The organism is Arthrobacter sp. SO5 (assembly GCF_020532805.1).
GTDB lineage: Bacteria > Actinomycetota > Actinomycetes > Actinomycetales > Micrococcaceae > Arthrobacter.
Genome location: NZ_MQTQ01000053.1, coordinates 115,265 through 127,700, shown reverse-complemented (window position 1 = coordinate 127,700; position 12,436 = coordinate 115,265). Strand labels below are relative to the sequence as shown.

The window sequence follows — 12,436 nt, the reverse complement described above, 5'->3', positions numbered from 1 at the left end:
TCCGGGACGGCGCCGGTTGAGTCCGCGGAACGCAACGCGTCCGAGCCCAATCTTTGCCGGACACTGCTCCGAATGTCCTATGGGCGAGTCCCCCCGAGAACAAGGGGAAGTGACCTGCCCTGGGCGGAACAGCTTGAACTGCGGGCACAGCGCCCTAAGGTTGGAGATGACGGACAAGACGTGGAGGAAACAGCGTGGCCATACGCAGGATAGACGACCGCGAAGCTGAACCGGCTGGCCCGGGGGCTGCCCCGAAGGCGGTGCTAAGTATTGCCCCGGCGGCCGGGGAAACCCGCGGAGTCGCCCTGGTCCTGCACGGCGGCCGCTCGGAGAGCTACGCGTCCGTCCGGGCTCGGCACCTCAGCCCGGCCCGGATGCTGCCCTTTGCCCGCACCCTCCGGGCGAAAGGCGGGCCCCACGGACTCGCTGTCTGGACGCTGCGGAACCGCTACCGTGGCTGGAACGGGAAGGACATGTCCCCCGTCCAGGACGCCCGCTGGGCACTCTCCCATATCGCCCGCGAACATCCCGGCCTGCCCGTCTACCTGCTGGGACACTCCATGGGCGGACTGACGGCGCTCTGCGTAGCGGATGATCCGCAGGTGGAAGCCGTCGTGGCACTCGCGCCCTGGCTGAACCATAAGACCCCCATTGAGCCCCTTGCCGGCCGCCGGGTCCTCATCGTGCACGGCACCGATGACCGCTGGACCAGCCCCGCCAACTCGCTCGCCTACGCGCGCCGGGCCGACGGCATCGCCGGATCCATGGACTATGTCTCGCTCAAGGGTGCCGGGCACTTCATGATCCGCCGGATCGGACTGTGGAACTCCCTTGCGACCGGCTTCCTCCTGGACGCGTTCGGCACGGACGTCGGCGCCGCGCTGCCGGGCGGCACGGAGGGGCTGCACGGCCTACTCCCGGCCGCAGGCGCCGGCCTCCCGGTGGTCCTCTGATGCCGGCCTTCCCCCTCGGTGCCTTCCTGGCCAGCCTCCCCTGGGTGGCCGCCGGGCTGGTGGCGCTGCTGGCGCTGACCTTCGCCGTCGCCGTCCGGCAGAAACGCCACTCGGTCATCGACACGGTCTGGGGGCTCGGCTTCGTCGTTGTGGCCGCCATCTCCTGGCTGCTCTCCGCCGGACACGGCGACGGCGGCCGCCGCCTGCTGCTCCTAGCGCTCGTCGCTGTCTGGGGTATCCGGCTCGCCGTCCACATCGGCCTCCGTGCCCGCGGCGGCCACGAGGATCCGCGGTACGTGGAGATGCTCTCCACGGCTCCCGGCTCCCGGAACGTCTATGCTCTGCGCCGCGTGTACCTCCCGCAGTCCGTGGTGCTGTTCTTCGTCTCTCTCACGATTCAGGTCGGCATGTTCAGCACCGGAGGCCTGGGCTGGCTTGCGCTGCTGGGGATCCTGGTCTGGATCGTGGGCTTCGTGTTCGAGACGGTCGGGGACTGGCAGTTGGCCCGGTTCAAGGACGATCCTTCCAAACGCGGCACCGTACTCAACACCGGACTCTGGCGTTACACCCGCCACCCGAACTACTTCGGGGACGCGGCCGTCTGGGCCGGGCTCTTCCTCATCGCCGCTGATTCCTGGCCCGGGGTGCTGACCATCCTCTCACCGGCCCTGATGATCTGGACCCTTGCCGGCAAGACCGGCAAACCCTTGACCGAGAAGGCGATGTCCGCCCGGCCCGGCTACAAGGAGTACCTCGAGTCCACCTCCGGGTTCCTGCCCTGGCCGCCCCGGCAGCAACCGCCCAGCCAACCAACGGGCGGGCACTGACCATGCCCTGGCGGCCAGCCCCCAACGACCGCTTCTACCGCGTGATCGTCCGCACCGGGCTGGCGCTCCGGCAATTGTTCCGGATCCGGGTGATTGTCTCGGGGCGGGAACACCTGCCCGCCCCGGAACCCTTGAACGGCTCTTCGCGGCGCGTCACCCCGGGCCGGGGAGCCGTCGTCGCGATCACCCACTTCGGGTACCTTGACTTCGCGTTCGCCGAACTCCTGCTGTGGTGGCACACCAGGGCGCAGATGCGCTTCCTGATCACCCAGGGCGCGGCTGACCACTGGTTCGCTGGCCCCGCCGTCAGCGCCGCCGGACACGTCGTCGTCGGCTACGACACCGGCTCCCACGCTTACGATGCCGCCGTGCAGAAACTGCGCGACGGCGAATACATCGCCATCCTCCCCGAGGCCGGCGTCAGCCGCAGCTTCACGGTGCGCGAATGCAAGACCGGAGCCGTCCGGATGGCCGCCGAAGCCGGGGTGCCGGTCATCCCGCTCTCCGTCTGGGGATCCCACCGGCTCATGACCCGCCGGCACGGTTTCTCCCCCGCCCGGGCGTGGCGCTCCCCGGTCCGGATCCACGTCTCGGAGCCGCTGACGGTGGACCCGGCGGAGGACGCCCAGGCCGCCACCGCCAGGCTGCGGAAGATACTTCAGGCCGGGATCGACGCCGGCATCGCCGACTTCCCGCTGAAGCCGGCCCCCGGTGCGTGGTGGATGCCCGCGCTGCTCGGCGGCGGCGCGCCCACCGAGGAAGAGCGCCAGCGCCTGGACGACGCCGAAGGTCCGCGGCGCGCAGGCGGACGCCGCCGATAAGCCCGAATCCCGCCACCTTCGCCGCTAAGCTCCATCGGGTACAAAATCGCACTCAATGGAGAGGTACTCCTCTGTGGCAAACACGGCCCTGACGAATAGCAGAACCGAAGAACGCGGTCTCGCCCGAATAGCCCAACGGATGGCGGCGTGGACCGAGAAGTGGTTCCCGGACGCCTACATCTTCGCCCTGGCCGGCGTCGTCGTCATCGCCCTGGCCGCACTGGCCATCGGCGCGTCACCGCAGTCCATCGCGGACTCTTTCGGCAACGGCTTCTGGGACCTGACCGCCTTCACCCTGCAGATGGCCATGGTGGTCCTCACGGGCTACGTCGTGGCGACTTCCCCGCCGGTGGCCCGCCTGATCAACAAGCTGGCCCTCGTCCCGTCCACGGCCCGGACGGCCGTGAGCTTCGTGGCGCTGATGTCAATGTCCGTGTCCTTCCTGAACTGGGGCCTGAGCCTGATCTTCGGCGGCCTCCTGGCGCGTGCCATTGCCCGCCGCAAGGACCTCACCGTCGACTACCGCGCCCTCGGCGCGGCCGCCTTCATGGGTCTCGGCGCCGTCTGGGCGCTTGGCTTGTCCTCCTCCGCGGCGCAGCTTCAGGCCACCGCCGCCTCCCTGCCACCGGCGCTGCTGAAGATCACCGGCATCCTGGACTTCGGCACCACGATCTTCACGTGGCAGTCGCTGCTCACCCTGGTCATCCTGATGGCCCTGACCACGGTGATCGCGCACTTCTCCGCGCCCGAGGGGGGCTCCATCCGCACCGCCGAGGATCTCGGCGTCGACCTTGACGATGAACCGAGCAAGCCGGCGCCGCGCTCCCGCCCGGGCGAATGGCTCGAATACAGCATGATCCTGCCGATTCTGGCCGGCCTCCTGACCCTGGGCTGGCTCGTCTCGCAGTTCCTCACCAAGCCGTTCCTGACCGTGGTCAGCAGCCTCAACGGCTACCTGCTGGTGTTCCTGATCCTGGGCCTGGTGCTGCACGGCACCCCGCGGAACTTCCTGCAGGCTGTCACCAAGGCCGTCCCGGCAACCGCCGGCATCCTCGTCCAGTTTCCGCTCTACGCGGCGATGGCCGCCATCCTTACCAAGGCCGCCGGCCACGGCGGCATGACCATCTCCGCCCACCTGGCCGGGTTCTTCTCGGAGGTCGGCAGCGGCGGCGGATTCGCCGTCGTGATTGCGCTGTATACGGCCGTGCTGGGCCTGCTCGTCCCGTCGGGCGGCGGCAAGTGGCTCGTGGAGGCGCCGTATGTGATGCAGTCCGCGACCGATGTGCAGATGAACCTCGGCTGGACCGTGCAGATCTACAACATCGCCGAGGCACTGCCGAACCTGGTCAACCCGTTCTTTATGCTCCCGCTGCTTGCAGTACTGCGGCTGCGGGCCCGGGACCTGGTGGGCTTTACCTTCCTGCAGTTCATCTTCCACCTGCCGGTGGTGCTGCTGCTCGTCTGGCTGCTGGGCACGACGTTCGACTTCGTCCCCCCGGTGATGCCGCCGGGCAAGTAGCCCCTTAAGCGGCCGCCCGCCTTAAACGCACCTGACCCGCAGCGGTACTCCGCTGCGGGTCAGGTGCGTTTGGGGCCTACGCCGGGTCCGAGACCACCAGGGTTTCGGCGCCCTGGACGCGGGCTCTGCCGCTCTCCAGCAGCGGCTCGACGACGGCACGCAGCGCGTCCATCGAGTCGTCCAGTTCCAGCAGCACCGGGTGCTGGAACGCAATCAGCGCCAGCAGGTCCCGGACCGCGGCCTCGGCCTCGTCCGCGGTGAGTTTCGGATCATGGCCGAGGAAGACGTCGGTCGGCTGGCCGGAGGCCTGCGCGCCCGCACCCGCCGAGGCGTCCCCTGCGGGGGCAAGCTCGGCGTAGCTGATGGCGAAGGCCTCCAGCCGGCCCTTCCTGCTGGCCGGCACACCCTGCCCGAAGGCACTGGCCTTCGGCGCGCGCAGCACAATGGCCCCGTGCGCGCCGCTGAGCTCGTCCAGGAACAGCCGCTGGACCGTGCCAATGCTGAGCTCGCCGGGGCTGTCCCAGCCGTGCACCGCCGTGTAGTACCGGCCCACCACGTCACTGAGCTCCACCGAACCGGTGGCCAGGTCCTCGATCTGCTCGGCGGCGGCGGCCTCGGACCCGTCACCAAAGACGGGCAGTTTGAGCGCCCCGGGCTCGACGACGACGAGCCGGGACCGCTGGATCGGGGCCAGGCCGGCGGCCTCGACGAAGGCAGCCCCGGGCGTGCCCGGTTCCACCTTGGTCCGGAGCCTCGCCACGCCCGACGGTGCCTGTCCGGCCTCGTGCCGGAGCATAGTCAGCAGCGTGGACCCGACGCCGGTACGGCGGTGGAGCCGGTCCACCTCGATGTATGCCCAGAGCCGTTCCGGATGCAGTGACGCCTCGTGCACCACACCGGCGGCAACCGGGATGGCCACGCCGTCGACGACGTCCTCGGCGACGATGCAGCGGCGCCACGGCGAGTTGCCCGAGGGCGCCAGGGTGCCGCGGAACTGCCCGGCCTGGACGGTTTCGGGGCCGCCCCAGATTTCCAGCAGGGCAAGGTCATCGCCCTCGCGCCATTCACGGTATGCGATCGCCATGATCAGGCGCCGATCAGCCGTGCGGCCAGGTAGCCCTCCACCTTGTCCAGGGACACACGTTCCTGGCTCATGGTGTCGCGCTCACGGATCGTGACAGCCTGGTCGTCCAGGGTTTCGAAGTCCACCGTGATGCAGAACGGCGTGCCGATCTCGTCCTGGCGGCGGTAGCGGCGGCCGATCGCGCCGGCGTCGTCGAACTCGATGTTCCAGTTTTTGCGCAGCTGCGCGGCGAGGTCCTTGGCCTTGGGCGACAGGTCCTCGTTGCGGCTCAGCGGCAGCACCGCTGCCTTGACCGGGGCCAGGCGCGGATCAAGCTTGAGCACGGTGCGGACATCGACGCCGCCCTTGGCGTTGGGTGCTTCATCCTCGGTGTACGCGTCGATCATGAAGGCCATGAAGGACCGGGTGAGGCCGGCGGCCGGTTCGATCACGTACGGGGTGTAGCGCTCGTTGGTGGCCTGGTTGAAGTAGCTCAGGTCCTGGCCGGAGGCCTTGGAGTGCGTGGAGAGGTCGAAGTCGGTGCGGTTGGCGACGCCCTCGAGCTCGCCCCACTCGGAGCCGTGGAAGCCGAAGCGGTATTCGATGTCGGTGGTGCCCTTGGAGTAGTGGCTGAGCTTCTCCAGCGGGTGTTCGAAGAAGCGCAGGTTCTCTTCCCGGATGCCGAGGCCGGTGTACCAGGACATGCGTTCTTTCATCCAGTACTGGTGCCACTGCTCGTCGGTGCCGGGCTCGACGAAGAATTCCATCTCCATCTGCTCGAACTCGCGGGTGCGGAAGATGAAGTTGCCCGGGGTGATCTCGTTGCGGAAGGACTTGCCGATCTGGCCGATGCCGAACGGGGGCTTCTTGCGGGACGTGGTGAGCACGTTGGAGAAGTTGACGAAGATGCCCTGGGCCGTTTCGGGGCGGAGGTAGTGCAGGCCCTCTTCGCTGGCGACCGGGCCGAGGTAGGTTTTGAGCAGGCCGGAGAATTCCTGGGGTTCGGTCCACTGGCCGCGGGTGCCGCAATTGGCGCAGGCGATGTCCTTGAGGCCGTTCTCGGCGGGACGGCCCTTCTTCTCCTCGAACTCTTCCAGGAGGTGGTCGGCGCGGTAACGCTTGTGGCAGGAGAGGCACTCGACCAGTGGGTCCGAGAAGACGTCGACGTGGCCGGACGCCTCCCAGACCTGGCGGGGCAGGATGACGGAGGAATCCAGGCCGACGACGTCGTCGCGGCCGCGGACCACGGACTGCCACCACTGGCGCTTGATGTTCTCCTTGAGCTCGGCACCAAGGGGCCCGTAGTCCCAGGCAGAACGGGAGCCGCCATAGATTTCACCGGCCTGGAATACGAACCCCCTGCGTTTGGCGAGGGAAATGATCTGGTCGAGGACGGACTTTGCTGCCATGGGAACTCCACTTTCTACAGGGCCGCTGGGTGCGGTCCGCGGTTTCAGCCCCGGAACCCCGGCTGGTTGCCGGACGGGGCACTAAAAACGCAAAACACAAAAGCTATCGGGAAGGATTGCTGTGCAGGAAGCTGCGCCTCCTAGCCTACCGGCCCGGTACCGCCGTCGGGCTACCGCTTGAGGGCGCCCCGGGGCCAGGGCAGGGTGGCCAGGACAATCGCGGCCAGGGTCAGGACGGTCCCGAGCACCGTGGGCAAGGCAACGACGGTTCCCGGCGCCGGGAACACCAGGTCCAGGCCGAGGGAGCCCAACAGCTGGCCGGAGATCATCCCGAGTCCGGTCACCAGCACTCCCAGGCTCCGCACCAGCAGGGCACCCAGCCCGATAAAGACGCAGCCCATCGGGCCGCCGAGGTAGTACCACCACTCCCCCGGCAGCGGGTTCCCGGCACCGGCGACGGCGAGCTTAACAAGCCAGGCTATCCACAGCAGCACGGTGCCGGAGACAAAGTTCACCAGCGTGGCGGTGATGGGGGTTCCGTAGTGGACGGTTGCAGTGCCGTTCATGGCCTGCTGGAAGCTCATCAGGAAACCGGCCAGTACCGGCAGCAGTACCGGAAGCAGCAACTGCGAGGCTCCGGCATCCGCTCCGGAAAAGCGCGGCGAGACAGCCCAGGCGACGGCGGCGACGGTCAGGACGCTCCCGATCACCCGGATCCCGGTGATGGACTTCTTGCCGGCCGGGCCGATCCCCATCCGGTCCACGAGGAGACCGCTCAGCGTCTGCCCGGTCACGGCGGCCACGGTGAACAAGGCGACGCCGAGCAGGCCCACGGTGAAGGACTGGGTGAAGACGAAGAACGCCCCGATGCAGCCGGCCAGGACGTAGTACGCGGGAAAATCGCGGTTCCGGACGGCCGGCAGGACCCGGGCCAGCCCGGCCCGGCCCTTCGGCAGCGCCAGCGAAATGACGATCATGACCACGAGGCCGGTGGTGAAGCTCACCACCGCTGCGCCGATTCCGTCCCCGAGCGCCACTCCGAGGGCTCCGTTGATCCGGCCCTGGACGGGCATGAGCAGGCCGGCCGCGACGGCCAGCGGCAGGCCGGCGAGGAGCGGGAGCCGGGGTGTATGGGTCATGGCTGTCACCTTACGTCAGGCATTATTGCTTGTATGAGCAACCCTGAGATTGAAGAGATTCCCATCCGCGACGACATGATCCGGCTGGGCCAGCTGTTGAAGCTGGCCAGCCTCGTGGAGGACGGGGTGGAGGCGGCGGAGCTGATTAAGGGCGGCCTCGTCAAGGTCAACGCCGAGATCGAGGAACGCCGCGGCCGCCAGCTCCACCACGGCGATACGGTCACCGTCAACGGAAAGACCGTGCGGATCAGCACCCCTGCCGGCGCCTAGCGCCGCATGACGGGGGTGGCCCCTAGCGCTTTTTGTTTAGCGTTTGTTCAGCACCTCGTGCGTGAGGAACTCGGAGACGTGGCCGATTTCCTGCTGGTTGATGCCGTGCCACATCCCGGTGTACAGCACCTTGGTGAGCTTCACATGCTGGCGCACCCAGGCCATGGTGAACTCGATCTTGTCCGCCGGGATGACCGGGTCCTGCTGGTCCCGGCCCCAGAACATGGGCAGCGTGCGGTCCAGTTCGGCGTCGCGGAAGCTGGGGTCCCCGCCGCCGTCGACGACAAATCCTGAGAGCCCGACGACGGCGGCGTAGTCGGCGGGGCGCAGCCGCAACAGTGTCGTCGCCATCGCCATACCCATGGAGAACCCCAGCAACGTCACCGACGGGTGGTTGCCCTTCACCGAGTCGATCCAGTCCTGCACGTACGCGGCGGAGTCCTTGACGGCGTCGAGCGCGTAGTCGATGGAGGCGGTCAGCGGGAACCAGGTGAAGCCCGGACCCGAGACGAGGGGCGCGCGCAGCGAGGCGACCGCAAACTCTGCCGGCAGCATGTCCGCCAGGCTGAACAGGTCCTGTTCGTTGGCGCCGTAGCCGTGCAGCAGGAGCAGGAGCGGCTTCCCGGCGCGCTCCTCCTCCGAACCGGACCACAGGACAACGGGGGCAGGAAAGGCAGCGGCGTGAGTCATGGCTCCATTCTTACAGTTACCCGTCAGTAACAACCCACGGTGGCGTAGCTTTGCAGGAACAGTGCAGGATATAGGGGTGAGCGAAACCGGAGCCATGGAGAATTCACCAGACAACGCCGTAACGCACCCGTGGACCCGCTATGTGGCCATGGGTGACTCCTTCACGGAAGGCATCGGCGATCCCGAGCCCGCGAGCCCGGGCGGGAACCGCGGCTGGGCGGACCGTGTCGCGGAGGAGCTGAGCCGCGGCCATGAGGGCTTCGCCTACGCCAACCTTGCCGTCCGCGGCCGGCTCCTGCAGCAGATCGCGGACCAGCAGCTGGCGCACTGCCTTTCGCTCCGCCCCGACCTTGTGACCCTGTCCGCCGGCGGCAACGACCTGATTCGGCCCGGCGGCGATCCCGATGTGCTGGCCGAAAAGCTGGACTCGGTAGTGCAGATCCTGAGCCTGGGCGGGGCCACGGTGGTCCTGTTCAACGGCCCCGATACCGGCTCCAGTGTCCTTGGCCGGGTCCGCAGCAAGGTGGCCATCTACAACGAGAACCTCCGCACCATCGCTGCCCGGCACGACGCCGTCATCGCGGACATGTGGTCTCTGCGGCAACTCAACGACCCGCAGATGTGGGATGCGGACCGCCTGCACTTCTCGCCGCTGGGACACCACACCATCGCGGCCATGGTGCTGGATTCCCTGAACGTCCGGCACACCCTCGAGCCGCTCTCGCCCAAGCCGCTGCCGGCGCGCAGCTGGCGGGAAGCGCGCACCGGCGATCTCGTCTGGGCCCGGGAATACTTTGTGCCGTGGGTGGTCCGGCGGCTCCGGCACCGCTCCTCCGGTGACGGCGTGACGGCCAAGCGGCCCCTGCCCGGCCCCGTGTTCGGGCCGGGCGTCCCGCTGGGGTCCGGCGAAGGACCGCCGGGCGCCGAAGAACCCGTGCGGTCCTAGCGGGCTTAAGCTGGAAGAACATCTCCTGAAAGGCACCGCACCGTGAACAGTCTGTTCTTTTGGATCATCGTTCTGTCATTCCTGGTACCGGCGGGGATTCGCCTGTACAGGAGATCCGCGCGGGGCCGGAACCAGAACCCGGGCGGGAACCTTCCGGGCGGCTATCCCGGCCAGCAGAACAACCAGCCGCGGGACGGCTACACCCAGCGGGACTACTACGGCGGCTTCGGCCAGTTGGGCGCTCCGCAGCAGCAGGCACCGGTCCCCTATGAGGACAGCCCGGAGTACGTCAAGAATCCGCCCCAGCAGCCCGCCGCCCCGCCGGTCCCGCCGCCGCCGTCGGTCCCGCAGGGCTTCCGGGCCCGCAAGCTCGCGGAACTGGACCAGCGGTACAGCAACGGTGAACTCGCCATGGAGGACTACATGGCCCAGCGTGCGGAGATCATGAAGGGCTAACCCCGGCAACAAGCAACGCGGGGTCACCTACGGCCCATAATCGGGTCGCGGATGGGCGCGAAGTGACCCCGCGTTGCTTTGAGGGAGGGGCGGCCGGTCAGTCGACCTGAGGGAAGCCGAGGTCGATCACGGACGTGGACGGGTCCGGCCAGCGGGTGGTGACCACCTTGCCCCGGGTGTAGAAGCGGATGCTTTCCGGTCCGTACATGTGAGTGTCGCCGAAGAGCGAGTTCTTCCAGCCGCCGAACGAGAACGTTCCCACCGGCACCGGGATGGGCACGTTGACGCCCACCATACCGGCCTCGACGTCGAACTCGAACTGCCGCGCGGCCCCGCCGTCGCGGGTGAAGATCGCCACGCCGTTGCCGAACTCGTTGTCGTTGACCAGCTTCACGGCGTCGGCGTAGGTCTCGACGCGGACCACGGACAGGACCGGGCCGAAGATCTCGTCGTCGTAGACCTTCATCCCGGGCTTGACGTGGTCGATTAGGCTGACGCCGATGAAGAAGCCCTTGGAGTCGAACTCCTGAGCCCGGCCGTCCACCACGACCGTGGCGCCTTCCTCCGCGGCTCCGGCGACGTAGGAGGCCACCTTGTCACGGTGTTCGGCCGTAATCAGCGGGCCCATCTGCGAGGCCGGGTCCGTGCCGGGGCCGATGGTGAGCGTGGCCATCCGGGTGGTGATCGCCTCCACGAGCTCGTCGGCGATGTTTCCGACGGCGACCAGGACGCTGACGGCCATGCAGCGCTCCCCCGCCGAACCGTAGGCCGCGGAGACGGCGGCGTCGGCGGCCATGTCCAGGTCCGCGTCCGGGAGCACCACCATGTGGTTCTTCGCCCCGCCGAGTGCCTGGACCCGCTTGCCGTGGTCGGCGGCGCGCTGGTAGATGGACCGGGCGATCGGCGTCGAGCCAACGAAGCTGACCGCCTTCACGTCCGGGTGCTCGAGCAGCACGTCGACGGCCTCCTTGTCCCCGTGCACCACATTGAGGACGCCCGCGGGCAGGCCGGCCTCCGCGAAGACCTGGGCGATGAAGACGGCGGAGGACGGGTCTTTTTCGCTGGGCTTGAGCAGCACGGTGTTGCCGCAGGCCAGGGCGCTGCCGATCATCCACAGCGGCACCATGGCCGGGAAGTTGAACGGCGTGATGCAGGCGACGACGCCGACCGGTTGACGGACCGAGTGGACGTCTACGCCGCCGGCCACCTGCTCGGAGCGTTCGCCCTTGAGCGCGTGGGAGAGGCCGGTGGCGAATTCGATGTTCTCCAGGCCGCGGGTGATCTCGCCCTCGGCGTCGGAGAGGACCTTGCCGTGTTCGCTGGTCAGCAGGGCCGCGAGCTCGGGCCGGCGCTGCATCAGCAGCTCGCGGACCTTGAAGAAAATGGTGGTGCGCTTGGCCAGGCTGGTGGCCCGCCAGCCCGGCAGTGCGGCACGGGCGGCCTCGATGGCCTCCTCGACGCGTGCGGCGGAGGCCAGCGCGACCTCTTTTTCCTGCGCGCCGGTGGCCGGGTTGAAAACCGGGCCGTAGCGTTCGGCGTCGGAAATCAGGGCGCCGTTGATGAAGTGCGGAATGCGTTCCATGGGGTGGGTCTCTTTCTCAGGGATGCAGGTTCTCAAGGTTGCGGGGTTACTTGGCTGACTCGAACGAGCCGTCGACGAGTTTGACGATCGCGGAGCAGTCCACCCCGGACTGGCCGGCGTCGATGAGGCGCTGGAAGAGCTGCTGGACGTGCTCGCCGATTTCCAGCGGGGTGCCGGTATCGCGGGCGGCGCTGATCGCCAGGCCGATGTCCTTGTTGGCCAGCTCGGCGGTGAACGTCGGGGCGAAGTCGTTGTTGGAGGCCGCGGTGGGGACGACGCCGGCCACCGGGTACCAGGTGCGCAGCGCCCAGCTGTCGCCGGAGGAGACGGAGGCGATATCCCAGAAGACCTGCTTGTCCAGACCCAGGCGGTCGGCCAGCACAGCGCCCTCGGCCGTGGAGGCAAGGTTGATGAAGAGCATGAGGTTGTTGCAGATTTTGGCGGCCTGGCCGGTGGTGGCGCCGCCGGTGGGGATGATGTTCGCGGCCATCGGGCGGATGTATTCGGTGGCATCCGCGACGGCGCCGGCCTCGCCGCCGATCATGAAGGTCAGCGTGGCGGCCTTGGCGCCGCTCATGCCGCCCGAGACGGGCGCGTCGACAAAGCGGAAGCCGGCGGCAGCGGCGGCGTCGTGCAGGGCCTGCGCAGAGGCGATGTCGATCGTGGAGGAGTCCACCAGCAGGGTCCGGGTATCCGCGTGGGCCAGGACGCCGTCCTCGCCGAGGTAGACGGCGCGGGCGTGCTCGCCTTTGGGCAGCATG

General features: G+C 68.3%; 13 protein-coding genes. 7 read left to right on the top strand and 6 right to left on the bottom strand.

Annotation, left to right across the window (positions count from 1 at the left end; translation table 11 throughout):
• Positions 1–194: 194 nt before the first annotated feature.
• The 4 genes from BJG92_RS09300 to BJG92_RS09285 are packed head-to-tail and all read left to right on the top strand — an operon-like array spanning position 195 to position 4,120.
• Complete coding sequence (locus BJG92_RS09300; RefSeq protein WP_374199783.1) at positions 195–953, top strand: alpha/beta hydrolase; 759 nt, start codon at positions 195–197, stop codon at positions 951–953.
• The gene (locus BJG92_RS09295) at positions 953–1,780 is read left to right on the top strand and encodes a DUF1295 domain-containing protein (RefSeq protein ID WP_232083745.1); all 828 of its coding nucleotides are present in this window, start codon (positions 953–955) and stop codon (positions 1,778–1,780) included. The genes BJG92_RS09300 and BJG92_RS09295 overlap by 1 nt, the downstream gene beginning before the upstream one ends.
• Positions 1,781–1,782: 2 nt before the next feature.
• Complete coding sequence (locus BJG92_RS09290) at positions 1,783–2,601, top strand: 1-acyl-sn-glycerol-3-phosphate acyltransferase (protein WP_232083744.1); 819 nt, start codon at positions 1,783–1,785, stop codon at positions 2,599–2,601.
• A 55-nt stretch (positions 2,602–2,656) separates the two neighbouring features.
• Positions 2,657–4,120 (top strand): short-chain fatty acid transporter, encoded by a 1,464-nt coding sequence (locus tag BJG92_RS09285; protein ID WP_269461858.1) that lies wholly within the window; start codon positions 2,657–2,659, stop codon positions 4,118–4,120.
• Between the two features lie 76 nt (positions 4,121–4,196).
• Here the strand turns inward: BJG92_RS09285 and BJG92_RS09280 are convergent, their stop codons facing one another.
• The 3 genes from BJG92_RS09280 to BJG92_RS09270 all read right to left on the bottom strand — a co-directional run bounded on the left by BJG92_RS09280 (position 4,197) and on the right by BJG92_RS09270 (position 7,731).
• Positions 4,197–5,204 (bottom strand): GNAT family N-acetyltransferase, encoded by a 1,008-nt coding sequence (locus BJG92_RS09280; RefSeq protein WP_232083742.1) that lies wholly within the window; start codon positions 5,202–5,204, stop codon positions 4,197–4,199.
• A 2-nt stretch (positions 5,205–5,206) separates the two neighbouring features.
• Positions 5,207–6,592 (bottom strand): glycine--tRNA ligase, encoded by a 1,386-nt coding sequence (locus BJG92_RS09275; protein WP_232083741.1) that lies wholly within the window; start codon positions 6,590–6,592, stop codon positions 5,207–5,209.
• Positions 6,593–6,762: 170 nt separating this feature from the next.
• The gene (locus BJG92_RS09270; protein ID WP_232083740.1) at positions 6,763–7,731 is read right to left on the bottom strand and encodes a DMT family transporter; all 969 of its coding nucleotides are present in this window, start codon (positions 7,729–7,731) and stop codon (positions 6,763–6,765) included.
• A gap of 33 nt (positions 7,732–7,764) precedes the next feature.
• On the opposite strand from BJG92_RS09270, the gene BJG92_RS09265 reads away from it, so the two are divergent.
• The gene (locus BJG92_RS09265; RefSeq protein ID WP_232083739.1) at positions 7,765–8,001 is read left to right on the top strand and encodes an RNA-binding S4 domain-containing protein; all 237 of its coding nucleotides are present in this window, start codon (positions 7,765–7,767) and stop codon (positions 7,999–8,001) included.
• Between the two features lie 36 nt (positions 8,002–8,037).
• On the opposite strand, the gene BJG92_RS09260 is transcribed toward BJG92_RS09265, so the two are convergent.
• Positions 8,038–8,691: an alpha/beta hydrolase gene (locus BJG92_RS09260; protein WP_232083738.1), complete on the bottom strand. Its 654-nt coding sequence runs from the start codon at positions 8,689–8,691 to the stop codon at positions 8,038–8,040.
• Positions 8,692–8,785: 94 nt separating this feature from the next.
• Here BJG92_RS09260 and BJG92_RS09255 point away from each other — a divergent pair, with 94 nt between their 5' ends.
• Both BJG92_RS09255 and BJG92_RS09250 read left to right on the top strand, forming a co-directional pair.
• Positions 8,786–9,637: an SGNH/GDSL hydrolase family protein gene (locus BJG92_RS09255; RefSeq protein ID WP_232083843.1), complete on the top strand. Its 852-nt coding sequence runs from the start codon at positions 8,786–8,788 to the stop codon at positions 9,635–9,637.
• Positions 9,638–9,679: 42 nt separating this feature from the next.
• On the top strand, positions 9,680–10,093 hold the full coding sequence (locus BJG92_RS09250; protein ID WP_232083737.1) for a hypothetical protein: 414 nt from the start codon (positions 9,680–9,682) through the stop codon (positions 10,091–10,093).
• Positions 10,094–10,190: 97 nt separating this feature from the next.
• Here BJG92_RS09250 and BJG92_RS09245 read toward each other — a convergent pair whose 3' ends face one another.
• Positions 10,191–11,675, bottom strand: coding sequence for a CoA-acylating methylmalonate-semialdehyde dehydrogenase (locus BJG92_RS09245; protein WP_232083736.1), 1,485 nt, complete (start codon positions 11,673–11,675; stop codon positions 10,191–10,193).
• A 46-nt stretch (positions 11,676–11,721) separates the two neighbouring features.
• On the bottom strand, positions 11,722–12,436 hold a 715-nt coding region (locus BJG92_RS09240; RefSeq protein WP_232083735.1), incomplete at its 5' end, for an NAD-binding protein.